General features: G+C 69.9%; 21 protein-coding genes. 5 read left to right on the top strand and 16 right to left on the bottom strand.

Translation table 11 applies throughout. The features are described 5' to 3' along the window. Window positions 1-10 precede the first annotated feature (10 nt). The gene (locus tag ACRQ5B_RS02280; protein ID WP_432396544.1) at window positions 11-880 is read left to right on the top strand and encodes a glycosidase; all 870 of its coding nucleotides are present in this window, start codon (window positions 11-13) and stop codon (window positions 878-880) included. 380 nt (window positions 881-1,260) lie between these two features. Here ACRQ5B_RS02280 and ACRQ5B_RS02275 read toward each other — a convergent pair whose 3' ends face one another. Then, window positions 1,261-2,448 carry a mechanosensitive ion channel family protein gene (locus ACRQ5B_RS02275; RefSeq protein ID WP_432396541.1) on the bottom strand — a complete coding sequence of 396 codons (1,188 nt, stop codon included), beginning with the start codon at window positions 2,446-2,448 and terminating at the stop codon, window positions 1,261-1,263. Between the two features lie 70 nt (window positions 2,449-2,518). Then, on the bottom strand, window positions 2,519-2,788 hold the full coding sequence (locus ACRQ5B_RS02270) for a YegP family protein (protein ID WP_356903580.1): 270 nt from the start codon (window positions 2,786-2,788) through the stop codon (window positions 2,519-2,521). A gap of 164 nt (window positions 2,789-2,952) precedes the next feature. Here ACRQ5B_RS02270 and ACRQ5B_RS02265 point away from each other — a divergent pair, with 164 nt between their 5' ends. Next, window positions 2,953-3,270, top strand: coding sequence for an acylphosphatase (locus ACRQ5B_RS02265; protein WP_432396539.1), 318 nt, complete (start codon window positions 2,953-2,955; stop codon window positions 3,268-3,270). Window positions 3,271-3,321: 51 nt separating this feature from the next. Here the strand turns inward: ACRQ5B_RS02265 and ACRQ5B_RS02260 are convergent, their stop codons facing one another. Then, on the bottom strand, window positions 3,322-5,076 hold the full coding sequence (locus ACRQ5B_RS02260; protein WP_432396536.1) for a RecQ family ATP-dependent DNA helicase: 1,755 nt from the start codon (window positions 5,074-5,076) through the stop codon (window positions 3,322-3,324). 178 nt (window positions 5,077-5,254) lie between these two features. Here ACRQ5B_RS02260 and ACRQ5B_RS02255 point away from each other — a divergent pair, with 178 nt between their 5' ends. After that, window positions 5,255-6,619, top strand: coding sequence for an MFS transporter (locus ACRQ5B_RS02255; protein ID WP_432396533.1), 1,365 nt, complete (start codon window positions 5,255-5,257; stop codon window positions 6,617-6,619). A gap of 31 nt (window positions 6,620-6,650) precedes the next feature. Here ACRQ5B_RS02255 and ACRQ5B_RS02250 read toward each other — a convergent pair whose 3' ends face one another. The 12 genes from ACRQ5B_RS02250 to ACRQ5B_RS02195 all read right to left on the bottom strand — a co-directional run bounded on the left by ACRQ5B_RS02250 (window position 6,651) and on the right by ACRQ5B_RS02195 (window position 19,934). Continuing rightward, window positions 6,651-7,367: a YoaK family protein gene (locus ACRQ5B_RS02250; protein WP_432396530.1), complete on the bottom strand. Its 717-nt coding sequence runs from the start codon at window positions 7,365-7,367 to the stop codon at window positions 6,651-6,653. 50 nt (window positions 7,368-7,417) lie between these two features. Continuing rightward, on the bottom strand, window positions 7,418-8,644 hold the full coding sequence (locus tag ACRQ5B_RS02245) for an amidase family protein (protein WP_432396527.1): 1,227 nt from the start codon (window positions 8,642-8,644) through the stop codon (window positions 7,418-7,420). Beyond that, window positions 8,641-9,420, bottom strand: coding sequence for an acetamidase/formamidase family protein (locus tag ACRQ5B_RS02240; protein WP_432396524.1), 780 nt, complete (start codon window positions 9,418-9,420; stop codon window positions 8,641-8,643). The genes ACRQ5B_RS02245 and ACRQ5B_RS02240 overlap by 4 nt, the downstream gene beginning before the upstream one ends. A 361-nt stretch (window positions 9,421-9,781) precedes the next feature. Next, window positions 9,782-10,561 (bottom strand): FadR/GntR family transcriptional regulator, encoded by a 780-nt coding sequence (locus ACRQ5B_RS02235; protein ID WP_432396521.1) that lies wholly within the window; start codon window positions 10,559-10,561, stop codon window positions 9,782-9,784. 89 nt (window positions 10,562-10,650) lie between these two features. Beyond that, on the bottom strand, window positions 10,651-12,069 hold the full coding sequence (locus ACRQ5B_RS02230) for an MFS transporter (RefSeq protein ID WP_432396518.1): 1,419 nt from the start codon (window positions 12,067-12,069) through the stop codon (window positions 10,651-10,653). Between the two features lie 224 nt (window positions 12,070-12,293). Then, entirely contained in the window at window positions 12,294-12,872 is a 579-nt protein-coding gene (locus tag ACRQ5B_RS02225; protein WP_432396515.1) for a histidine phosphatase family protein, read from the bottom strand. Window positions 12,873-12,930: 58 nt separating this feature from the next. Further along, window positions 12,931-13,602, bottom strand: a complete 672-nt coding sequence (locus ACRQ5B_RS02220) for an AAA family ATPase (protein ID WP_432396512.1) — start codon at window positions 13,600-13,602, stop codon at window positions 12,931-12,933. Window positions 13,603-13,776: 174 nt separating this feature from the next. Continuing rightward, complete coding sequence (locus ACRQ5B_RS02215; RefSeq protein ID WP_364138547.1) at window positions 13,777-14,976, bottom strand: TerC family protein; 1,200 nt, start codon at window positions 14,974-14,976, stop codon at window positions 13,777-13,779. 114 nt (window positions 14,977-15,090) lie between these two features. After that, entirely contained in the window at window positions 15,091-15,870 is a 780-nt protein-coding gene (locus ACRQ5B_RS02210) for a DinB family protein (protein ID WP_432396510.1), read from the bottom strand. 67 nt (window positions 15,871-15,937) lie between these two features. Beyond that, complete coding sequence (locus ACRQ5B_RS02205; protein ID WP_432396507.1) at window positions 15,938-17,545, bottom strand: alpha-amylase family glycosyl hydrolase; 1,608 nt, start codon at window positions 17,543-17,545, stop codon at window positions 15,938-15,940. A gap of 79 nt (window positions 17,546-17,624) precedes the next feature. Continuing rightward, window positions 17,625-19,310, bottom strand: a complete 1,686-nt coding sequence (locus tag ACRQ5B_RS02200) for a thiamine pyrophosphate-binding protein (RefSeq protein WP_432396504.1) — start codon at window positions 19,308-19,310, stop codon at window positions 17,625-17,627. A gap of 111 nt (window positions 19,311-19,421) precedes the next feature. Beyond that, a complete protein-coding gene (locus tag ACRQ5B_RS02195) occupies window positions 19,422-19,934 on the bottom strand; it encodes an Lrp/AsnC family transcriptional regulator (protein WP_432396501.1) in 513 nt (170 codons plus the stop codon). A 93-nt stretch (window positions 19,935-20,027) separates the two neighbouring features. Here ACRQ5B_RS02195 and hisC point away from each other — a divergent pair, with 93 nt between their 5' ends. Together hisC and ACRQ5B_RS02185 are read left to right on the top strand one after the other, a co-directional pair. Continuing rightward, entirely contained in the window at window positions 20,028-21,125 is a 1,098-nt protein-coding gene (gene hisC, locus ACRQ5B_RS02190) for a histidinol-phosphate transaminase (protein ID WP_432396498.1), read from the top strand. 56 nt (window positions 21,126-21,181) lie between these two features. Next, window positions 21,182-22,594, top strand: coding sequence for an amino acid permease (locus tag ACRQ5B_RS02185; RefSeq protein ID WP_432396495.1), 1,413 nt, complete (start codon window positions 21,182-21,184; stop codon window positions 22,592-22,594). 410 nt (window positions 22,595-23,004) lie between these two features. On the opposite strand, the gene ACRQ5B_RS02180 is transcribed toward ACRQ5B_RS02185, so the two are convergent. Then, window positions 23,005-24,153, bottom strand: coding sequence for a hypothetical protein (locus ACRQ5B_RS02180; RefSeq protein ID WP_432396492.1), 1,149 nt, complete (start codon window positions 24,151-24,153; stop codon window positions 23,005-23,007). Window positions 24,154-24,325: the final 172 nt, after the last annotated feature.

The raw sequence follows: 24,325 nt of genomic DNA, 5'->3' as shown, positions 1-24,325 counted from the left end.
AAGGAGACCCATGGGCGCGAACGCTGCGGAAAACACTAACCTTCGCCTGAAAGCGGTGCTGGACGTCCTGACCGAGGGGGTGTGGTCCGGGGAGAAGCTGAACGCCGGCGTCGTCCTCGGCGAGGCGATCGCCCGGGTCCCGCTCAACGACCACGAGCGCGAACTGCTCAGCGGCGGCATTCCCCGCGGACACAAGGCGCTCACCACCGCGTCCGCAAAGCTGGTGAAGGCGGGTTGGCTGATCAAGGGCCGCTCCGGCTGGACCATCACCGAGGACGGCCAGCGCGCCACGGTCGCCTTCGCGGACCCGGCCACCTTCACCGCCGCGCTCGACGCCGGCACCCCGGTCCCGGCCGACACCCCGCTGCCCGCGGCACCGGCCGGCCATAGCGCCCCGAAGGCCGCCCCACACGGGGCGGAGAAGGCCGTGAAGGCGGTGGAAAAGGTCGCCGAGAAGGTGGCGGACACCGCCGCGAAGCTGGTCGAGGAGGCCGTGGCACCGGTAGCGAAGGCCGTCCGCAAGCGCAAGGCCGCGGAGCAGGCTGCCCCGGCTGAGGTAACGCCCACGGAGGCCGCCGTCGAACAGCCTGCAGAGGTCGCCGTCGCCGGTGACTTCAACGTCCTGCTCGGCGCCCCGGCGAACTGGGCGCCGCAGTATGACGAATCCCAGATGCAACTCGACGAGGCGGACCAGCTCTGGAAGCTCGCGGCGGACCTGCCGGCCGGCGCCTACAGCTTCAAGATTGCCATCAACCGGTCGTGGGACGAGAACTACGGCCGGTTCGGGGCCTTCGACGGCGCCAACCACGAGGTGCACCACCGCGGCGGACCGCTGGTGATCCGCTACGACCACCGCACCCGCGACATCGTCGCCGAGTAACGCGCAGGAACCAACCGGCCGGGGCCCCGCACTGGGGCCCCGGCCGGTTTCTTTCTGGCCTAAAACCGCGTGGGGTCGGGCCCGGGCGGGATTGGCGACGGCGGTGGGACCGGCCCCGGATCGGGGATCGGCAGCGGCCCCGGCGGCGTCGGTCCCGGCTCGGGGCTGGGCCCGGGTGCCGGACTCGGCGTCGGCTGGGGGATAGGCGCCGGGGGCGTTGGAGCCGGCGGTGTTGGCCCCGGCTCCGGTGGGAAGGGGTCCCCGGGCTGCGGCTCCGGCGAGGTGGGGCCGGGTTCCAGCGGAAACGGATCGGGTCCGGGCGGCGGGGGGATGGTCATGTCCCCGATTATCTGCCCGCATCCCCGCGCTGGGAAGAGCCCCTAGTTCTGCGACGCGGCGGACTTGTCCCGGTCCTCGAACACGTCCTCGCCCGGCCCGGCGAAGGCCTTGGAACGCTCCATCGCCTCGAGGGACCCGGTGAAGAGCTGGGAATCGTGCGGGTCGGAGGGGGTGCGCGGATCCGGGGCCACGACCCCGGCCGGAAGCGACTCGAGCCGGAAGTGCGGCAGCGCCGTCGGGTGCTTCTCCTGCAGGAAGAGCACCAGCTCCTCCCGGATCAGGCAGCGCAGGTCGAACAGGGCTGCGCTGTCCGCGGCGCTGACCAGGATCCGGACCCGGACATAGCCGGAGGTCGCGTCGGTGATCTGCAGGATGCCCACCCGCTGGTCCCAGAGTTCGGTGCCGGCCAGGACCCGCTTCAGCTCGGCCCGCATCGCGGCCACGGGCGCGCGCCAGTCCAGGTCGAACTCCACCGTGCCCATCACCTCGGACTGCCGCCGCGTCCAGTTCTCGAACGGCGTGGTGGTGAAGTAGGTCGAGGGCAGGATCAGCCGCCGGTCGTCCCAGATGTGCACCACCACGTAGGTGAGGGTGATCTCCTCGATCCGGCCCCACTCCTTCTGCACCACCACCACGTCATCCACCCGGATGGCGTCAGTGAAGGCCAGCTGGATCCCGGCGAAGACATTGACCAGCGAGGTCTGCGCCGCGAGGCCGGCCACGATCGAGATCAGGCCGGCGGAGGCCAGCAGCCCGGCGCCCAGGGCCTGGACCGCGGGGAAGGTCAGCAGGATGATGCCCAGCGCCACGATCGCGATCAGGGCCGCACCGATCCGCCGCGCCAGGATCACCTGGGTGCGCAGCCGCCGGGCCCGCCGGTTGTCCGCCACATCCACCCGGTAGCGGGTGGTGATCAGGGTTTCGATGATCAGCAGCACGGCGATCGCCAGCCACGCGACGGAGGCGATCAGCGCGATCACCAGGCCGTGGTCCAGCGTGCGGCGCCAGTCGGCGTCGTCCGTGGTGGCGGCGAGGGCGATCCGCACCCCAATCAGGCAGAGCGCGAAGCGCAGCGGCAGCCGGGCCACGCGGGAGGTTTCCCGGAGCGCCTCCTGCTTGCGGTTGAGCCGCAGGACGATGCGGCGCACCAGCCAGGAGGCGGCGAGCCCGGCGACGATGGCCAGGGCCACGGCCAGGAAGGGCATTGCGGAGGAGAGGAACTCTTGCATCTTCCAAGGTGTAGCAAGGATTCCCGCCCGGTTGAAATCGCGGCCCTGTCAACGTGGGGCCGCTCACGGGTTACACGGCGGGCAGATGCCTCCGGAGGTGGTGGTGCCCGGCCCGGGCGGCCTGGCTGCTCTTGGTCCACGTCGTCCCGCCCCAGGGGGTGGCGTGCGATTCCCGAATCAGGCCGGTTCCGGCGCATTCGCGGACGGCCATGATGCCGTCAGCCGCGGAGCGCTTGTCCTCGAAGGGTTTGGAGACAGCGAGCACTGTGCCGTCCGCCCCCAACAGCCGGAACCGGACGTTCGAATCTGTGTCGGTGAAGATCTCGAATTGTCCTGCCATTGTCTTTTTCCTTTCAGGCGATCCGGCGGGTTCACGGGACGTCGGATGGTGTCCGCGGGGCCGCGCCGGAGGGTCTTCTTCCACCCTCCGCAATGCCGCGCGGGGGCTGAAAGGGGCGAAGGTCCCGGATGCCGGACACACCGGGGCGGGGATAGATTGGCTCCATGGCGGAGAAAGCAAGGGAGCGGTCCGGACCCGACGGCGGGGCCGGCGTGCGGCTCACGGCCCGGATCACGGGCATGGTGCAGGCGGTGGGGTTCCGGTTCTGGACGGTGCGGAAGGCTGCCAAGCTGGGGCTCACCGGCACGGTCCGGAACGACGACGACGGCTCCGTGCGGCTCGTGGCGGAGGGGCCGCAGACGGTGGTGCTGGAGCTCCGGGCCTGGTTGCGGTCCCCGGACGCCCCGGGCCGGGTGGACCTCGTGGAGGAGTCCTTCACCCCGGCCACGGGGGAGTTCACGGACTTCGACGTCACCTACTGAGGTCTCGGGGCGCGCCGAGGTCCGGTGGGCCCCGTTGCAGTTGGCCCGGGTTCAGCGGGCGGGCTTCAGCAGCCCCCGCGTGAGGACGGCCGTGCGGGAGAGCGTCTTGTAGCCCTCGGAATCGAAGAGCACGGTGAGGACGTCGCCGTCGCACTGGATCACCTGGCCGGGACCCCACTCCGCGTGGACCACGGCGGACCCCGCCGGGAAGCTGTCCGGCCACTCCTCGCCGCCGCCGTTCGCGGCGCCTTTCGCCGTCCTGGCCGGTGACGTTTCGCCGGCCAGGCAGGTGTCGCAGTTGCCGCAGGGTCCGGGCAGCTCTTCGCCGAAGTAGCCCAGCAGGAACTGCCGGCGGCAGTGGTGGGTCTCGGCGTAAGCGCGGATCATCTCCACCCGGGACCGGTCCACCCGCCCCCGGGTCTCGGCGAGGTCGACGGCCAGGGCCAGCGCCGCCTCCGGGCTGCCGGTGAGCAGCACGCCGTCGTCGTCGCTGTGGAGGAGCCCCGTATCTTGCAGCTGGTTCAGCAGGGCGGTGAGGCGCCGGCCCGGGAAGCCTGTCCGGGCGGCGAGCTCGACGCGGGGGAGCGGGGCGTCCTCGGCGGCCAGGACGGCCAGCAGCACCCGCAGGGAGGGCTGGTCCGGGGCATGGGTGGTGAAGAACCGGCGCAGGCCGAGGTCCTCGGAACGGTAGTGCAGCACCGCCCGGGCCGGCTGCCCGTCCCGCCCGGCCCGGCCGAACTGCTGGTAGTAGCTGTCCAGGGATTCCGGGATGTCAGCGTGCAGCACGAAGCGGACGTCCGGCTTGTCGATGCCCATGCCGAACGCGGTGGTAGCCGCCACCACGTCCAGGGTCCCGGCCTGGAAGGCCTCGTGCACCCGGGTGCGCTCGTTCGCGGGCATCCCGGCGTGGTACGCGGCGGCCCGGAGCCCGTTCCGGGTCAGCTTCGCCGCATACTTCTCGCTGTCCTTGCGTTTGGCCGCGTAGATCAGGCCCGGTCCGCGCAGCTCCGCCACGAATGCGGCGGCCTGCGCGATCACGGCCCGGCGCTTCGCCTTGTCCTCGTGGTGCCGGACCACGGCCAGGCTGATGTTGGGCCGGTCGAAGCCGCGGACCAGCACCAGCGGCCGGTCCAGGTGCAGGCGCCGCTGGATCTCTTCCCGGACCGGGGCGGCTGCGGTGGCGGTGAGGGCCGCCGTCGTCGGGTTGCCCAGGCGCCCGCGGACCTCACCCAGGCGCAGGTAGTCGGGCCGGAAGTCGTGGCCCCAGGAGGTGACGCAGTGCGCCTCATCCACCACCAGCAGCGGGATCCCCAGCGCGGCGAGCCGCTCCACGGTGCTGTCCTTGGCCAGCTGTTCGGGGGCCAGGAAGAGGAAGGCCGCGGAGCCATCTTCCGCCGCAGCCCAGGCCCGGTCCTGCTCCGCGGCGGTGTGGGCGGAATTGATGGCGACGGCGGTGCCCGGCCCGGCGGCGCCGTTGATCCCCTCCAGCTGGTCCTCCTGCAGCGAGATCAGCGGCGAGATGACCAGGGTGGGCCCGGGCCGCGTTCCGGAGCGGTGCAGCAACAGTCCGGGGACCTGGTATATCAGCGACTTGCCATAACTGGTGGGCATGACGGCCAGCAGGTCGCGCCCGGCGGCCAGGGCGGCCATGCCCTCGAGCTGCCCCGCCCGCAGGGTGCCGATTCCGAAGGTCTCCGCCGCGATCCGGCGGAGCCCGGCGTCGCGGGGGTCCGGTTTGCCCGGGCTGGCGGGAGTCGCGGGCGTGCCGGAGCTGCCGACGGGCGGGTCTGCGGTGGCCTGGGTCATGGATGCTCCACGCTGAACGGTTCCGGCGGCCGGCTGCTGCAGCCGCACTCCCAGCGTAACGCGGCCCGCAAGGCCCACACCGGGACCGGGCCGCCGCAATGGAGGCCGCCCGCGGGAGCGTGAGCCCGACCGTGGACACCGTTTCGAATCACCCCGCCGCATGGGACAGACTGTTGCCGTGAGCAACTCTCCCCGGACCGGTCTGGCCATCGCAGGGCTCAGCCTTGGCACCGCGCTGAACCCGTTGAACTCCTCGATGATCGCCGTCGCCCTGGTGGTGCTGCAGGCGGACTTCCAGCTCGACGTCGCCACCGTCACCTGGGTGGTGACCTCGTTCTACCTGACCTCCGCCGCCGGGCAGCCGCTGATGGGCCGCCTGGCGGACCGGTTCGGCCCGCGCCGTCTGTTCCTGCTGGGCATGGTCCTGGTCGCGGCCACCTGCGCCTTCGCCCCGTTCGCGCCCAACTTCGCGCTGCTCTGCGTGGCCCGGGCCTTCATGGCCCTCGGCACCGCGAGTGCGTACCCCAGCGCCGTCGTCATGGTCGCCGCGCTCGCCAAGCAGGCCAACGTGCCCTCCACCCGGCCGCTGGGCCGGATCCAGATGGCCAACACCTCCGCCGCGGCGGTCGGACCGGTGGTGGGCGGCCTGCTGGTGAGCCTGGTGGGCTGGGAGGCGCTGTTCCTGATCAACGTGCCGCTGGCCCTGGCCTCCATCCTGATCGTCCGCCGCTTCGCCCCCGCGGACAAGGCACGCGAGCGCGGACGGGTGGCCGACCTGGTGCGGGACTCGGACCTGCCCGGCATCGGGGCGTTCATCGGCGCCCTGGCGCTGGTGATGATGGCGCTGCTGAACGTGCTCCCCGGCTACCGCTGGTGGTTGCTGGGCGCCGGGGTGCTGCTGGCGGTGCTGTTCACGGTGCGGGAACTGCGGTTCAGCCCGCCGTTCCTGGACCTGCGGCTGCTGGGCCGGAACCGGCCGCTGCTGCTGGTGTACTTGGGCTTCGTGCTGTTCAGCGGCGTCTACTACTTCGCGTTCTTCGGCCTTCCCCAGCTGCTGCAGACCGCCGGCGGGTACGATCCGGGCGTCGTCGGCCTGCTGATGCTGCCGCTCGCGGCGATCTCCGTGGTGGGCACCCCGGCCGCGGTGAAGGCGATCGAACGGTTCGGCGTGCGGCGGGTGCTGATCACGGGCGTCGTGCTGCTGCTTGCGGCGTCCGGGGCCATGTGGTTGCTGACGGCGTCCCTGGCCGTGCCGCTGGTGCTGGCCATGACCGCGCTGCTGGGCGTGCCGTACTGCGTGGTCAGCATCGCCTCCAGCCAGGGCATGTACTCCTCCACCCGGCTGGAGGAACGCGGCGTCGCGGCCGGGATCTACCAGACCTGCCGGTACCTGGGCGCGATCACCGCCACCGTGTTGATCGGCATCTTCTACGGCACCGGCGTGAACCAGGCCAACTGGGGGCTCATGGTGTTCGTCATGCTGGGCCTCGGAGCCGTGGTGCTGCTGGTCTCGCTCGCCTGGCGGGAGCCGCGGACCCGCTAAGGGCCGCAGCCCAGCCGGATGCCGCTGGGGGTCAGCTCGCGGCGGGCTCCAGCTCGGCGTCGTGGACGGCGCGTTCCCGTGCGATCTCGCCGGCGAGCGCCACCAGCAACGTCAGCGCCGCCGTCGCCATCACGCCCAGGCCCGGGTGGATGTGCAGCAGCCCCGCGCCCACGGTGGCGCCGGCCAGGATGAGGACGACGGCGCCCAGCCGGCGGCCGGTGTGCGCGCCGGTGCCGCCGCCCAGCCGTGAGTCGGCGGCCAAACCGGTCAGGGTGGAGGTGACGACCACGGTGGTGACGTCCTTGACGGCCAGATGCCGGGCGGTGGCGGCCTGCATGCCCATCGCCACGGCCAGCGCACCGGTGATGGTCAGGGTCACGGGATCCCCGGCGTGCGGTGCGTGGACCACCAGGACGACGGCGATCGCCGTCATGGTGAGCCCGACGGCGGCCAGCAGCACTGTGGTGCGTCGGCTCCAGCCCGCGGCCACGGGGCGGAGCGTCCGGCCGGCGATCACGGCGCCGGCCATGAAGCAGGCGAGGGCGATGGTGGGCCCCACCACCGGCAGGTTGTCCGCCCCGATCAGCGCCATGCCCAGGATCACCACGTTGCCGGTCATGTTGCCGGTGAACACCCGGTCCAGGCCCAGGTAACCCACCGCATCGATGACGCCGGTGGAGAAGGTCAGGACCAGCATGAGGGTCAGGTTCAGCCGGTCCGGTTCGGTGGATTTCAGTCGCTTGAGCATGGGTTATCTTTCGGTGCGGTGGCCGGACGGGCGGCGTGCGGGAGGCGGGCTCAGCGGGGGCCGAGCCGGCAGGCCAGGCGCAGCAGGTCCAGGTCACGGTGTACGGGTCCCACAATACTCACGCCGCAGGGCAGCCCGGCGGGTGTGACGAGCGGGAGGGAGAGGGCCGGCAGCCCGGCGATGCCCGCGATGCAGGTCAGTTGCATGGTGGCGCGGCGGACCGCGTCTAGGGTGAAGCCGCCGAGCGCGGAGGACTGCGCCACGTCGGTGAGCAGCGGCGCCACGGACGACGCCGACGGCAGCACCAGCAGGCCGCCGCCCACGGATGCGCGGATGCGCTGCCGGGCGGACCGCAGGACGGCCCGCGCCGCCTCCACCTGATCCGCGGAGATCCGCGACGCCGTCGCGAACCTCCAGGCGACGTCGGCGCCCAAGGATTGCGGGTGCGTCTCGAGCCAGGCGCCGTGCTGCTGCCAGGCTTCGAAGCCCTGAACGGTCTGGAACGCGGCCAGCCAGCCGGGCAGCTCCTCCACCGGAAAGAGGTCGGTGGCCGCTGGCGGCAAGGCCGGGGCGGCGGCAAATTCGCGGATGGCCTCGCCGATGCCCGGTTCGGCCAGCGCCAGCAGCTCCGGCGGGGCTGAGATGCCGGTGAACGCGCCGGCCGAAGCGCCCGCCGAAGAGCCGGTAGCGTTCGGCAGCAGCACCCCACCCACTGCGGTGAGGGTGGCGGCGTCGCGGGTCAGCCACCCGACGGTGTCGAACGACGGTGCCAGCGGCAGCAGCCCGTCGACGGAGACCGCGCCGTGGCTGGTGCGGATCCCGTAGAGGCTCTGGTAGGCGGCGGGGACGCGGATGGAGCCGCCGGTGTCCGTGCCGAGTCCCACGTCGGCCTGGCCGAGGGACACGGCGCTCGCCGAGCCGGAGGAGGACCCGCCGCTGATCCGGCCCGGCGCCCGGGGGTTGGGCGGGGTGCCGTAGTGGGCGTTGGTGCCCGCCAGGCTGTAGGCGAACTCGTCGGTCCGGGCGATCCCGGCCACGGACGCCCCCGCCGCGAGCAGCGCCGCGGGGGCGGCCGCCGTCGTCGTCTCCGGCGCGGCCCCGGCCAGCCGCGCCGGGTTTCCCGCGCCCACCGCGAACCCCTCTAGTGCGAAGAGGTCCTTGACCGCCACACTCAGCCCGTCCAGGGGCCCGGTGCCGGTGGGCGGGAGCAGCGGGGTGCCGAGGACGCGCCACACCGTGGGATCGGCAGCGGAGCCGGAAACAGAAACGGACGTCACGGGCGGAAGTCTTCCACCCGGATCCGGGCGTGCACGCCCTTCACCAGGTCCACCACCTGCGAGATGTTGAAGTCCGTGGCGGCGCTCAGGTACGCGTAGGCCAGGCTGGGATCCATGCCGTAGCGGGCCTGCAGCAGGGCGACGGCGGCGCGGACGCAGTTCTGCACCGCGGTGTCCAGGTCCTCGTCCATCCCGGTGGGGACCAGGAACTCGGGGGTCTGCGCCAGCGGCCCGGTGAGGGTGCCGAAGTTCCGCACGGCCTCGTCCTGGGCGACGACGTCGAAGCGGAGCCGGACCCGCAGCGAGGCCTCCATGGCGGTGAGGGAAACCTCACCGTCGCCCTGGGCGAAGTGCGGGTCGCCCACGTAGGCCAGGGCGTCGGCCACCTGGACCGGGAGGTAGAGCGAGCTGCCGGCGGTGAGGAGGTTGATGTCGATGTTGCCGCCGTGCGCTCCCGGCGGGACCGAGTGCGGGCGGCGGTCGCCGTCGACGGCCACGCCCATGATCCCCAGGAAGGGGTTGAGCGGGAAGTGCACGGACGGTTCGGCGCCGGGGCGCAGCGGCAGCCAGCCCGAGGGTGTCCCGTCCGCGTCGTCCCGGACGGTGGCGAAGGCGCTGTAGTTCCCGGCGCCGAGGGGGTATTCGCCGTTCAGCGCGCCGCGGCCGTGCCGGCTGGAGATCACGCCGTAGGGCACCCGCGGGGTCGTCTCCAGCACCGTGATCTTCAGCAGGTCCCCGGGCCGGGCGCCGCGGACAGCAATGGGACCGGTGACCACGTGCGGGCCCAGGTTGGCGGAGAGCCGCCGAATGTCCGATCCGGCCAGGCTGATGGCGTCCTCGAGGACCTGGTGTTCGGGGACCCCGTGCGAGCCGAAGTAGGCCAGTGGGTCCCGGCCCTGATCTTCCAGGATGCCCTCGTGGCTGATGGTGTCGATGGTGATGTCGGTGCCCGGGTCGATGCTGAGGACGGGGCGGTCCCCGGCGCAGGGAGCGCACCCCAGAGGACGTTCTCCCGGCTGGAGGGCAGGTAGGTGGTGTCGTCGGCGATGCCGTCCCAGGACTGCAGGATGCGGGCGGCTGTGTCGGTTCCGGCGGCGGTAGTTCCGGCGTCGGTGCCGGGCTGGATCAGTGAGGTGCTCACGGGTGGGTCTCCGATGGGTTGGTGTATGTGGGCTGGTGGTCGCGGATGAGGACGGCGACGTCGGCCAGGTGGTCGCTCATGGCGATCCCGGCGCCGGTGGCGTCCCGGGCCAGGACGGCGGCGAGGATCCGGCGGTGTCCCTCGATCGAGCAGCGCCGGCCCTCCGCGGTGGCGTGCGAGCGCAGCCGGACCTCGGAGGTCCAGGAGCTGGTGAGGGTCAGGACCGTGGCCATCAGCTGGTTGCGGCCGGCCTGGGCCAGCAGGGTGTGGAACTGGACGTCCAGCCGGAGGGCCTCCTCGGGGGAGAGGTGTTCGCTGGCCGCGGCCAGGGCGTCCTGCAGCTGGATCAGGTCCGCGGCGCTGGACCGGGCGGCGGCGAGTTCGGCCACCAGGGGTTCCAGGGATCCGCGCAGTTCGGCCACGTCCTGCTGCGCCTGCCCGGCCCCGGCGAGCCGGGCGTAGAGCTCGCTCACCGGCGCCGGGGGCTCCGCGACGATGGTTCCGCGGCCGCGGGTCCGCTGCACCAGGTGCTTGGACTCCAGCTCCTGCAGGGCGGTGCGGACCGTGGCGCGGGAGACGGACAGCTGCTCCGCCAGTTCCCGCTCGGTGGGGAGCTTGTCCCCGGGGGTGAGGCCGCGGGAGGCGATCTCCCGTTCCAGGTAGGCGGCCACCTCCGCGCTCATCGAGGCGGCCCGGCGCAGGGTGGGCGCGGTGGCGGTGCCGGTGCCGGTGCCGGTGCGCTGCGGAAGGGGCTGGGTCGCGGGTAGCTGGCTCATGGCGGTTCCTTTCCTTGACGTCCCCCAATTAGCTGGCAGTTGTTGTCGTTTTGGGCTCCCAGAACGACAACTATTGCGAGTCAGTTGGGTCAGGCGGCGGGCTGGGGGAGGGGTTCGACGGCGGGGGCCGGCTGGGCGGCGACCCGTGCCGGCGTCGTGAAGCAGAACGCTACCGCGCCCACCAGCAGCAGCACAGCAGACAGGTAGAACCCGGCCTCCAGCGCTCCGGTGGCGTCGGCCAGGGCGCCGGTGATGTACGGGGCGAAGATCGAGGAGAGCATGCCCGCGAAGTTGAAGTAGCCGTAGGCGGTGGAGTACATGGAGCGGGGGGTGTTCTCGGCCAGGAAGGCGATCAGGATGGGGTCCAGCGCCAGCTTGCCGACCAGGCCATAGACCACCAGGCCGGCGATCATCAGGGAGTAGTTGCCGGTCATCGGGACCAGGATCTGGCACAGGCCGCCCAGGACGGAGAGGACCACGATCAGCGGGCGGGTGTTCTTGAGGCGGCGGGCCCACATGCTCAGCAGGATGGCGCCGGGGATGGAGGCCCAGGGGACCAGGGAGGCGATGATGCCGGTCTGGGCGGGGGCCACGCCGCGGGCCTGCTGCAGGTAGGTGGGCAGCCAGGTCAGCATCGAGAAGAAGCCATACAGCGAGCAGAAGATCAGCACGTAGGTGAGGATGTGGTTGCGGGTGAAGAGGGCCTTGTTGGAGACCTTGGCGGCCGGGGCGCCGCCGTCGTCCGTGGCCTCGGAGGCCAAAGCCTTGTGTTCGGCGTCGATCGGGGAGAGGTAGTAGTTGATCAGGAACGCGACGATCAGGGTGGCGGCGCCGAAGATCAGGAACGAGGCGTGCCACGGCAGGCCCAGGGTGAAGGTGAAGTAGCCGGAGCCGATGAAGCCCAGGGAGATGCCCACGGCCATGCCGCTGTTGATCAGGGCGGCGGAGACCCCGCGCCACCTGTCGGAGATGTAGCTGGAGGAGATGCCGTAGACCGGGCTGTAGAAGGTGCCCTCGCCGATGCCGGTGAAAGCGCGCATCAGCAGGAACACCATGAAACCGGGGGCGAAGCCGCTGAGGATGGTGCCGATGCCGAACACCACGTAACCGGCCACCACCACCTTGACCCGGCTGATCCGGTCCGCGAGGTAGCCGGTGGGGATCTGCATCAGGGCGTAGGTGATGAAGAAGACCGTCGACATGAGGCCCAGCTGGCCCTTGTTGAGTCCCCACTGGTCCTGGATGACGCTCATGACGGGGGAGAGGATGTTCCGGTCCGCGTACATGAACACCCAGCCGAGGGAGAAGAGCAGGGTGACGGCCACGGGGCCGGGGCGCTTGCCGCTGACGGGCAGCAGACGACGGCGGCCCGTGGTGCTGGTTGTGGGGGCGGTGGTGGAGTCTGCGGGAGAGACGACGGCGGAACCGGCGGCGGGGCCGGCCGCACCCGCCGTGCCGGGCGGCACGGTGCCGGCGGTGGCCGGCGCTTCGACGGTGGAAACGTTCACGGGGTGCTCCTCGGGGGCTTGGGACGGCTTGGTTCATTGGTCGAACCAAGGTCCAAGCTAGGACCCCGAAAGGGCGGAAAACCCCTGAAATGGCGGGGGTGAGGAGAGCTTTACTGGCCGGAAACCGGGTTTAACCTGCCGGTTACACGGCTGGTTTTTGGCCGACTCATAGGACCAGTTATGCGTCGGTCATGTTGCCGCCGGCACGAGTGTGACGCGGCGGCTTAGACGATGGCGCTGAGGCGCTCGCCGTTGAAGTATTCGAGCTTCCAGCCGTCGTCCGGGTGGTGATGAGCCAGGTTGAGGGCGGCGTTCTCCACGCTGTCCAGGCGGCGGCCGGCGGCGCGGCTGAGGCTGACTCGGAGCAGGGAACCGTGCGCCACCACCAGGACGTGTCCGCCGCGGTATTCTTCGGCCAGGGCTTCCAGCGCGGCGAGCCCGCGTTCGGCGGCGTCCTCTTCGCTCTCGGCGCCGCGGAAGCCTTTGGGGATGCGCAGTTTGTCCAACTCGGGACCGTCGGTCATGCCCTCGGCGGGGCCGTAGGCGCGTTCGGTGAGCTCGGGGACGCGGCGGGCCACGCTGAGGCCCAGACCGGCGGCGATCAGGTCCGCGGTCTCGGCGGCCCGGCTCAGCGGCGAGGAGACGATCGCGTCCCACCGGTAAGCTGCGAGGGCGGCGACGGCGTCGCGTGCCTGGGCGCGGCCGACGTCGTTGAGCGGGATGTCGGTTGACCCCTGCAGCCTGCGCTCGGCGTTCCAGTCGGTCTGGCCGTGGCGGATGAGGGCGAAGGTAGTGAGGGTCATGGTTCCATTCTGCCGCCCCGCCTCTCGCCCGTGAAAAGCGGCCGGGAAATCAGCACCCCTACCGCATCCCCTCCCGGCGCTCGGGCACCAGCCCGGCCGCCTCCAGCTCCCGCCAGAGGTCCTCGACAATCTGCCCCGAGGACGTCGCGGCGTCGATCCGGACAAAGGATTCGAAGTCATCCAGCGCCCGGTACGCCGCGTCGAAGGTTTCCAGGCCCTCGAGGTCCTCGGTGTCGGTGGCCCGCAGGTCAATCCTGGCGAGGGCGGTGCCGGGCGTGACCTCGAGGTAGAAGACGACGTCGGGGCGGGGCAGGAGCCGCAGCAGCCAGGGCAGCAAGCGTCCGTCCCCCCGGCCCTTGACCCGCTTGAGGGCCAGCTGGCAGTAGAGGTAGCGGTCCATGACGACGATGCCCGGGAACGTGGCGGCGCGCAGCTGCGAGATCAGCACATTGACGCAGCGGATGCCCGTTTCCACCGCATCCAGCACCCCGGCCGGGACGGTGATCCCAAGACGCCGCGACCACGCCGCCAGGGTGCTCCGCCCGCAGGGATTCCTGGCGAGGACCGCCGGGTGCCCGGCGGAGGCGAGCCGCCGGGCCAGCAGCCGGCCCGCCGTCGACTTCCCGGCGCCGTCGATTCCGGTGAGGACGATGACGGTGCCGCGCCGGCGCCGGGACGGACGCCGGCAGCCGGACGCCTCAGTGGTCGCGGGGTGGAGGGGGGAAATCATGGTGGGACCTGCTTCCAGTCAGTGGTGAACCAACTGGAGGTCTCTCCCGGCCGCGGTTGACGGCCCTGCCCGCCGGGGAGTCCGAAGACTCCCGTATTGACGACGGGTCAGAAGCGGGGATACTCCCCTCCAAACTTCTTCAATTAAAACCCCGGGCGGGGTTGGGTGAGTGACCTACCGCAGCCCCTCCCGCTGCAGCGCCTTGTCGTGCTCGGCGTGGGCGCGGCGCAGCAGGTCCTTGAACTCGGTCTCGTGGTGGACCAGGGACTTGTACTTCTCCGGCAGGGCCTGGAGCTGTTGTTCCTCGGCCACCATCTTGGCGAAGATCCGCTCGCGCTCGGTGATGTCGGTTTCGTAGTTGAGGTCCAGGTATTCGACGGCGTGCCGCTTGGCGCCGGAGACGGCGTTCTTGGCCTTGCCCTTGGGGCTGAAGATGGAGGCCAGGACCGTGATGGTGAGGACGCCCAGGATCACCAGCAAGGACGCGCCGGTGCTGACCTCGATCACGTTGACGTGCTCGCCGTCGTTGATGAACGGCAGGTTGTTCTCGTGCAGGGCGTGCAGCACCAGCTTGACGCCGATGAAACCCAGGACGGCGGCCAGGCCGTAGGAGAGGTAGATGAGCCGGTCCAGCAGCCCGTCGATGAGGAAGTAGAGCTGCCGCAGGCCCATCAGGGAGAACGCGGTGGCGGTGAAGACCACGAAGACGTTCTGGGTCAGGCCGAAGATGGCGGGGATGGAGTCGAGGGCGAAGAGGATGTCCGTGCCGCCGATCGCCACCATGACCAGGAGCATGGGGGTGAGGACGCGTTTGCCGTTTTCGACCGTGAAGAGCTTGTCTCCGTCGTAGTTGGACGACGCCGGGAGGAACTTTTTGGTGAGCCGGACAATCAGGCCGTCCTTCTCATCATCCTCGTGGGAGTCGGGCTTGAGCAGGTTGCCGGCGGTGAGCAGGAGGATCAGGCCGAAGATGTAAAACACCCAGGAGAAGCTGCTGATCAGGGCCGCGCCCAGGAAGATGAACGCGGTGCGGGCAATCAGGGAGAAGACGATGCCGAACAGGAGCGCCTTCTGCTGGTCCGCCCGCGGCACCCGGAAGCTGGACATGATGATGAGGAAGACGAACAGGTTGTCCACGGAGAGGGCCTTCTCCGTGACGTAGCCGGCGAAGTATTCGGTGCCCATGTCCACGCCGCCGAAGATCAGTACGCCGACGCCGAACAGCAGCGCCAGGCCCACGTAGATGGAGGACCAGATGGTCGCTTCCTTCAGGCTGGGGGTGTGGGCCTTGCGGACGTGGAAAAAGAAATCGAAGGCCAGCAGGCCCACAATTCCGATGATGGTCAGTATCCAGACGGTCGTGGGAACCTGCATGTTGCCTCATTAGGTGTCGGCCGGGGTGGTCGGCGGGGGCGTGGTACCTAGGCCAACGAACGCGGTTCCCAGTCAGTGCCGGGTTTTTCTCCCGTTTTTCATCAGACTTTATTGCTAGGCGCCTCCGTGCCGGGGGTGGACGCCGGCGCCGTGTTCGACGGCGTCCAGGTCGCGGAGGGCGTAGCGCAGGTGGTCCCACTCCTCGTTGAGGATGGTGTGCAGGCAGGAGCGGACGGTCACCGCGTTGTCGGGGGCCCACGGGTTGCGGCGCTCTTTGTCCAGGTCCGCGGTGGTGACGGTGGTGAGGAAGTCGCGGACCATCCTTTGCCTGTCTCTCCTCGCTTCCAGGACTTCTTCGTAGGACGGCGGTTCGGCGGCGAAGACGGAGAGGTCGTAGCCGTCGGTTTCGAATTCCGCGTTGGGCTGCCCCAGTGGGTGGTACGGCTGTTCGATCCCCAGGATGGCCTTCCGCAGCCAGGTGTCCGTGGCCATCACCAGGTGGCGGAGGCTCTGGGAGAAGGACCACTCGCCGTCCACCTGAACCTCGACCGCGCCGGCCGGCAGCTCCGCGGCACGCTCCAGAGCCTGACGCCACGCTTCCTCCAGCCGGGCCCAGGCGTTTTGGAGTCCGTCAGGGCCCGTCGCGCGGCGACCGGCGCGGCCGGGGAAGCGGCGGTTCAGTTCGGCCTCCACCAGGGGCACGACGTCCACGCCGTTGACCAGCAGCGTGCTTCCGTCCTCGGCCAGCCACGGCGCGTCGATGTCCGCGCCGAGCAGGTCCACGCCCCGCATCACGGCGCCGGACAGGTCGGCCCGAATAAATCGCGCGCCGCGGAGGTTGGTGGCGGTGAAGGTGGCGCCTGAGAGATCGTCCGCGTGGTCGAAGGTTTCCATGGCGGTTACTGTGGCACGGGCTTGACCGGTGATGGAAGAGACGCCCTTGTGACGGGTGGCGCCGTGGTTAGGGCCGCAGGATCCAGGCGGCGGTGTTCGGCTGCAGCCAGCCGTCCTGGTCCAGCGGGGCGGCGCTGAGCAGCACCGTCCCGGCCGGGAGCCGCACGGGTTCATCGCCCATCGTGACGGCGACCAGGAAACGCTCGTTGCGTTCGCAGACCAGCAGATTCCCGGGCTCAACGCGCCAGGTGCCGCCGTCGCCGGCAGTGAAGACGCCGTCCCCCCACAGCGTCCGGCGCAGCTCCAAAGCGGCCTTCGCGAGGCTCAGTGCCGAGTCCGGGTCCTTCTTCTGGAGTTCGACGGCGTGGGCGCCCCACCCTGCGGGCTGGGGGAGCCACGGCTCGGAGGCAACAACCGGATCGGCCAGCGAGAAGCCGTGGCTGCGGCCGGAATCGGCAGTCCAGGGCAGCGGCACGCGGGCGCCGTCGCGGCAGACTCCGCCGCGGGCCCACATCGGGTCCACCCGGGCCTCGAGCGGAACGTCGACCTCGGGCAGCCCGAGCTCCTGGCCCTGATACAGGTACGCCGGGCCGGGCAGCCCCAGCAACGCCACCATCGCGGCGCGCGCCCGCAGCGCACCGGCGTCGCCGCCGCCGAAGCGCGTCACCGTACGGACAATGTCGTGGTTCTCCAGCGCCCACGTCGGCGTCGCACCGTGCACCAGGCGCGCGGCCTCGAGCTCATTGCCGACGGCGGCCCACGCCTCCGGATCCCAGCCGAGCTTCACGAACGCGAACGCGAAGGCCTGCTGCATCTCGTCCGACCGGGTGTAGCGCGCGGCGCGGGCCGGTTCCAGGTTCACCTCGCCCACCAGCAGGCGGTGCGGCTGATACTGCTCGGCCAGGGCACGCCAGCGGCGGTAGACCTCGTGGACTTCCTCCTGGTCGGAGACCTGCGGGTTGGACCGCAGCCCGTCCACCACGCCGCCCTCCGACGGGGAATCCGGCAGCCCCTCGGCCTTAAACAAAGCGTGGGCGACGTCGATGCGCAGCCCGTCGACGCCCTTGTCGAACCAGAACCGCAGCACCCCGTCGAAGTAGTCGCCGACGGCAGGGTTCCGCCAGTTCCAGTCCGGCTGGCCGGCGGAGAAGAGGTGCAGGTACCAGTCGAGATCCGTCCCGGAGGACGGGTTGGCGCGGCTCCAGGCCCGGCCGCCAAAGACGCTCTGCCAGTTGTTCGGGGGAGTGTCGCCCGCCGGTCCCGGGACGAAGTGGAACATCTCCCGCTCCGGCGAGCCCGGCCCGGCTGCCAGGGCCGCCTGGAACAGCGGGTGCTCCGAGGAGCAGTGGTTGGGGACGACGTCGAGCAGGACCTTCAGCCCCAGCGCGTGCGACCGCCCCAGCAGGGACTCGAACTCCTCCAGAGTCCCGAACAGGGGGTCCACGCCGCAGTAGTCGGACACGTCGTAGCCCTGGTCCACCTGCGGGGAGGGCTGGAACGGGGTCATCCAGATCCCGTCGACGCCCAGATCGGCGATGTACGGCAGCCGTGCGGTGAGCCCGGCGAGGTCGCCCACGCCGTCGCCGTCGCCGTCCGCAAAGGAGCGCGGGTACACCTGATAGATGACCGCGGACTCCCACCAGGCGGCCGGCGCCAGGGCGGTTTCCTCCGGCACGCTCATAGGCTGGCGCCCGCGGACCGTAGGCAATCGCGGCGAGCGGCCAATGGACGCGGCGTTGCGGAACGGCTCATCGTCACCCGGCTACCGCTGCCTTCGCGGCCCGCGAGGCTTCCATCCACTCGCTCAGCCACGGTGCCCGGACGCTCGACGTTATCCGGCAGTCGGCCACGAAGGTTCCCCTGGCGCCATTGTCGATCCAGTCGGTGAGCGCGGACAGGTCCTCCAGCGAGCGGATGATCGCCGACTCGGCACCAAGGGCCCGGGCGACGCCGCTGAAGTCCACCTCGGGGATCAGCATCGGCTTTTCGGTCAGGCCCTGGGACCCGTACTGGTGGATTTCTGCTCCGTAGGCGGCGTCGTTGTAGATCACGACGACGGCGCTGCATGCGGCGCCGATCAGCGATTCGAGGTCGGACAGGCCCATCAGGAAGCCGCCGTCGCCGGAGGCCAACACCAGGGTGCGGTCCTCCTCCACGGCGCGGGCTGCCCCGACGGCGCTGGCAAGGCCCAGCCCGATGGTCTGGTAGGCGGTCCCCACCATGACCAGGTCCTGCGGCCGCGGGATGTTCCAGTACATGGGTGCCCAGCCGACGAAGTGCCCGCCGTCCTGGACCACGGTGCGGTGCTCGGGCAGCACCGCGTCCAGCGCCTTGGCGAGGGAGCGCGGGTCCAGCCGGCCGTCCGGGGTCTCCGCTGCGCCGGGGTGGTGGGCCGGTCCCTCAGCCAGGCGTGCGCGGGCTTCCGCGCGCCAGGCGTCGGAGGGGCCGGCGGCGGGCGCCGCCAAATTATCCAGCAGCGTCAGGAGGCGTTCCGCAGCGGCCTGCACGTCCCCGTTGACGAACGTGTCCACCCGGGGGTGCGTCGGCTGCATGGCGGCGTCGATCTGAATGACCGTGCTGTCGGGGCCGATCAAGTGGCCGAACCGCATGGTGAAGGGGCTCAGGCTCGCGCCCGCCACGAGGACGACGTCGGACTCGCCCATGAGCCCGGCGGCGGTGTCGGTGCCGAATCCGCCCGCGACGCCGAGGTAGCCGTCGCCCTCGAGGAGGTTGAGCGCCAGCGCGGTTCCGGCGGTTAGTGCGCCGAGGCAGTCGGCGAGCTTGCGGAGTTCCGGGCCGGCGCCGGCGAGATGGGCGCCGCGGCCGGCGAGGATTAGCGGCCGCTTCGCTCCGGCGAGCAGGCGGGCCGCCTGCGCAAGGTCGCCGTGGCCGCCGCCGTCGACGTCGTCGCTTCCGGCCGGCACCGAGGCCGCCGGAAGCTCTTCATCGGCCGCCTCGACTGCCGCGAGGTCGTAGGGAATGGCAATAACGACGGCGGTGCGCTTGGTGAGGGCGTACTCCACCGCCTGCCGCGTGATGGAACCCGCGGCCTCACGGGTGACGGTGAAGGTGGCGGCGCCCAGGCCCGCGGCGATGGCTGCCTGGTCCACGTCCTGCGGACGGGCGCCGCTGGTGGGGGCGTCCCCGGTGACCAACACCACGGGGATCTGCGCCTGCACAGACTCGGCCAGGGCGGTGAGCGCGTTGGTGTAGCCGGGGCCGTAGGTGGTGGTGCCCGCCGCGAGGCGTCCCGACGTCCGGTAGTAGGCGTCCGCCGCGGCAATGGCGGCGCCCTCGTGCCGGACGGCGGTGAAGCGGAGGCCCAGCTGCTCGGCGCCGTCCAGGAAGTGGACGTTGCCGTTGCCCATGACCCCGAAGAGGTCGGTGAGGTAGCTGCCGAGAACCTGCGCTACGCGGCCCGAGACGGTGAGTGTAGTCATGCGGAAAGCCTGTGCGCTGGATCACGAATCGGCAAGAGCGTGGAATTCGGCTGGGACTTTTGGCAGCCAAAGCCGGTCGAAGTGAAAATCTGCCCATCTGAAGCGGGCGGTTCAGGAGCCCTGTTCGGCGGGCCGCGACTCCTGTTCCGAGAGCCGGGCCAGCAGGCCGTCGTAGCGCGGGGGCAGGAGTTCCAGCACGGAGATGGCGGTGCTGGTCCGCTGGATGCCGTCGATTTCCAGGATCTGGTTGGTGATGCGGTAGAGGTCGGCAGTGCCGCGGGCCACCACCTTGGCCATCAGGTCGGCATCACCGGTGGTGGCGTGCACCTCGATCACCTCGGGGATGTCGGCGAGCCCGTCTTCCACCGCCCCGGTGCGCGTCTGGCTGATGGACAGGGAGAGGAAGGCCATGAGCTCATAGCCCAGCGCGGCGGGGTCCAGTCTGCGGCTGAAGGACCGGAGGGCGCCGCTGCGCTCCAGCCGCGCCAGCCGGGCATGGACGGTGTTCCGTGCGACGTTCAGCGTCCGCGAGAGTGCCAGGGCGCTGGCCTCGGGATCCTTGTCCATGGCCAGGATGATCCGTCCATCGAGGGAATCCAGGGTTCGCGGGCTTGAGTTGGTCATATTTTCACCGCAGTCAGTAGAAGTTGAGCAGAAGTCCCAGTGGCATGAGGGTATCTTGCATTGTGTGGCGGGTCACAATCATGATCGGTCCTCATGACCTCTGATCAGCTCCTGACCGCACCGGCCACGGCACTTCCCGCCCTTCGTGGCGCGGTGGCCGGACTTCCGTCCTACGTCCCGGGGCGCCGGAGCGCCGGCCTGGACATCGCGGCCCTCGCCAGCAATGAAAGCCACTACGAGCCCCTCCCCGCGGCCGCCGCTGCGGTGACCGAAGCGGCCGGCGCCATGAACCGCTACCCGGACAGCGCCGCCGTCGAACTCCGCGAACGGCTCGCACGGCACCTGGGCGTCACCGCCGGGGAGATCGCGGTGGGGCCCGGCAGCGTCGGGGTCCTCCAGCAGATCATCACCGGACTGTGCGACGCCGACGATGAAGTGATCTTCGCCTGGCGCTCCTTCGAGGCGTACCCCATCCTGGTCGAGCTGGCCGGCGCCCGGCCGGTCCGCATCCCGCTGGACGACGCCGAGGGCCACGACCTGGAGGCCATGGCCGCGGCCGTCACCGACCGCACCAAGGTGATCCTGCTCTGCACCCCCAACAACCCCACCGGCGTGCCGATCAGCCACGAGAGCATCGAGGCGTTCCTGCGGTCCGTCCGCTCGGACATCCTCGTGGTGGTCGACGAGGCGTATGTGGAGTACGCCGAAGCCGGCAGTGGCCCCGATTCCCTGGCGCTCTACCGCCGGTACCCGAACGTCTGCATCCTGCGCACCTTCTCGAAGGCCTACGGGCTGGCCGGCTTGCGCGTGGGCTACGCCGTGGCCGCGCCGGCCATCGCCGAGGGACTGCGCCGCACCGCCCTTCCCTTCTCGGTGAGCGCGCTGGCCCAGAAAGCTGCGATCGCGTCGCTGGATGCCGGGGACGAGATGGAATCCCGGGTGGCGGCCGTCAAGGCCGAGCGTGCACGGATGGCCGCGGAGCTGGAAGCGCAGGGCTGGAAACTGCAGCCCAGCCAGGGAAACTTCCTGTGGATCCGTGCCGATGACAGCCTCCGGGAGGCGCTGGTCGACGCGTTCGACCGCGCCGACATCCTGGTCCGCGGGTACCAGGGCGACGGCGTGCGCATCACCGTGGCCGACCCCGCCGCCAACAACCGGGTGCTCCGGCTCCTGGCCGCCCACGCCGGCTGACACCCGACGTACCCCAACCCCTCACTCCGTTCCGCCTACAAATAAGAGGAATCCCCATGGAACAACAGACAAAGACGTCTGCCCGCCTGCTCGGCGCGGCCCTCAAACCCCGGCAGCTGACCATGATGGGCCTGGGCAGCGCGATCGGCGCGGGCCTGTTCATCGGCTCCGGCGCCGGCATCCAGGCCGCCGGCCCGGCGGTCCTGATCTCCTACCTTGTGGCCGGCACCCTGATCATCCTGGTGATGTGGGCACTCGGCGAGATGGCCGCCGCCAACCCGGACAGCGGCGCCTTCTCCGTCTACACCGCCAAGGCCTACGGCCCGGTGGCCGGCGCCACCGTCGGTTGGCTGTGGTGGATCCAGCTGGTGGTGGTCATCGCGGCCGAGGCGCTCGGTGCGGCCGGCCTGCTGGCGACCATCTTCCCGGCCCTGCCGGTATGGCTGATGGCCTTCGTCTTCATTGTCGTGCTCACGGCCGTGAACCTGACCAGCGTGAAGAACTTCGGCGAGTTCGAGTTCTGGTTCGCCCTGCTCAAGGTGGCGGCAATCATCGGGTTCCTGCTGGTGGGCTTTGCGCTGCTCTTCGGCTGGCTGCCGGGCGTGCAGTCGCCCGGCCTGTCCAACTTCATGGGGGAGGGCTTCGCGCCCAGCGGCTTCGCCGGGATCGCGACGGCGCTGTTCGTGGTGGCCTTCGCGTTCGGCGGCACCGAGATTGTGTCCGTGGCTGCCGCCGAAACGGCCGAGCCTGCCCGCAGCGTGAAGAAGGCCGTTCAGACCGTGCTGTGGCGGATCCTGGTGTTCTACATCGGTGCCATCTTCATCATCGCGGCCGTGGTTCCCGTGGGGTCGGACGGGCTGAAGAGTCCGTTCGCCGCGGTGCTGGACGCCGCCGGCATGCCCGGTGCTGCCACCGCGATCACCCTGGTGGCCGTCGCCGCGCTGCTCTCGGCGCTGAACGCGAATCTTTACGGCGCGTCCCGGATGGCGTACTCCCTCGCAGAGCGCGGTGAAGCGCCGCGCGTGCTGGCCTCGGTGTCCAAGGCGCGGGTCCCGGTGGTGGCCGTCCTGGCCAGCGTCGCCTTCGGCATCGTCACAGTGGTGCTGGAGCTGGCCTTCCCGGAGATGGTCCTGCCCGTCCTGCTGAACATCGTGGGCTCGACCTGCCTGCTCGTGTGGACCTCCGCCCTGTTGGCCCAGCTCGCCCTGCGCCTCCGCGCCGACCGTGCGGGCACCGAGCTGCCCCTGCGGATGCCCGGCTTCCCGGCGCTCACGGTCTTTGGTCTGGTGATCCTCGCGGCGATCTTCACGGTGGGCTTCATCGGGGAGGACTCCCGTCCCCAGCTCCTGAGCACCTTCACCCTCGTGGCGCTGCTGGCAGTGGGTTGCTGGCTGAATCAGCGGAAGCGGAAGGTTGCGCCGGTTGAGGAGTCCGCGGACCGCGACAAGGAGGCGGCACTGATCGACTAAATCAAGCTGCTGACCTGTCTCGCGGGTTCGGCGTAGGTGGAGGGCGCGTCCAGCTTCGGCTGGGCGCGCCCTCTTGTTCATCTGAGGTATCCGGCCTTGGCTATGTCGGCTACTCCAGAATGATCGGGCGATGCTGCGGGCTTCACGCTGTCGAGCTAGTCGCCGACGGCGGGGTGCGCCACTCCAGTAGGGCTGGCCGCTGTAGAAGAGGTGCAGGTACCAGAAGCGGTCCGTCGCGGAGCCAGCGTTGTCACGGTTCCAGACCGATCCGCCAGACGCTCTGCCAGTTGTTCGGGGAAGCGTCACCCCCAAGACCGGCACGAAGTGGAACATCTCCCGCATCGGCGAGCCCGCTCCGGCCGCCAGTGCTGTCTGGAACAAGAGGCTTTCTGCCAGTCTTTGCCGCCCCGTTAGTGGCTAGCCCGGCTCTTACACCGATCTCGCAGTTCGGCGATTACTGCGTTCTCAAATTTGTTTGGCGCTCCATCCACAGAAGCCACCCGTTCGGCGATACCAGGGATTTCGCTCAGATCCCCCTGTTCGTTGTCCAGGCGTCGCCACACCTCGGCAGGGTCGATATCGACTAGTCGTGCGAGCTCCTCATCCACTACCTGATGGTGGTCCCGGACCAAACTCACCAGGTTACGGAACAGGAGAGTCTCGTCGTCGGTAATTTTGCCGTCCGCCATAATCACCAGCCACGCAACCCAAAGCATCAGCTGAGGATGCTGACTGCCCTTGATCGTGTTCTCGGCGAGTTCAATCACACGCGCTTCGTTCCGGAAGACGGCTTGTGCGTGGCGACCCGCAAGCAGGGTCGAGTAGCGGTTCATGACCACCGAGAGGGGAACCCCAACTAGGGGGATGCCGATCTTGATGACACTTCGCTGCAGGAGAAACTTGCCGACGAAGGGAAGCCCCTTGGCGGCGGCCAAGACAGCGCCGGAGTAATAGCGCTTGATCAGTGGCCGCACAATAGCCGGGACAGCTCTGGTCACGCCGCCACGAACAAGTTCGCCACTCTTGATCGTGAGCGCCACGCGGATGAGTTTCCATGTGTCTTCAGGGTCGGACAAATCGAGCGGCACCCGATAGAGGACTGCGACGTCGTAGGCCAGACGGAGCTGCAGTTGCGTGACGAACGCGACGTCGACCATAACGGTCGCGATGGCGGCCGGGACAGTCGCAGGCGAGGAGCCCCCGAGGCTACCCATAGTAGTGATTACGGCGGCAGAGTAAGCGCTGGCGGAGAGCCCACCTTCAAGGGCGGCGTACCGAGTCGCTATCTTGATTCGCTGATCAACGATGGCATCCGCGGGCACACCTTGGTAGCGCTCTTGGAAGTATTGCCAATTGACCTTGTCAGTGTAGGAGCCCAGTGCGTGAGCGATGAGCTTGGTGAACCAGCCGCCCGACTTGATGTCGTCGGGGCTTAATCTCTTGATGAACTCCCGCAACTCGGCTCGCTCATCCTCCACGACCTTCCGGTCGGCGTCAGTGGGTTCGTCGCTGTCGACGGTATCGAAATCGTCGACTGCTTCAGTCGGAGTTTCAGGCATGACGTAATCCCCCCTGGTGGGTGCAATGGTGCGCGCGGTTGCCGACAGTCAGGCCGCCGAACTTTTATCAGGCTAACCCAACGAGGTGCCCATCCTTTGGTGCACGCCCCGGAAAGCAGATCTTCCCGCAGGTGCGCCCTCGTCGGACTTTCAAGTGCCGATCGACGGCGCC

This window comes from Pseudarthrobacter sp. L19, assembly GCF_050859435.1.
Taxonomy (GTDB): Bacteria; Actinomycetota; Actinomycetes; order Actinomycetales; family Micrococcaceae; genus Arthrobacter.
Note: the sequence above shows the minus strand (reverse complement) of the source record. Positions and strands in the feature narration are given on the sequence as shown.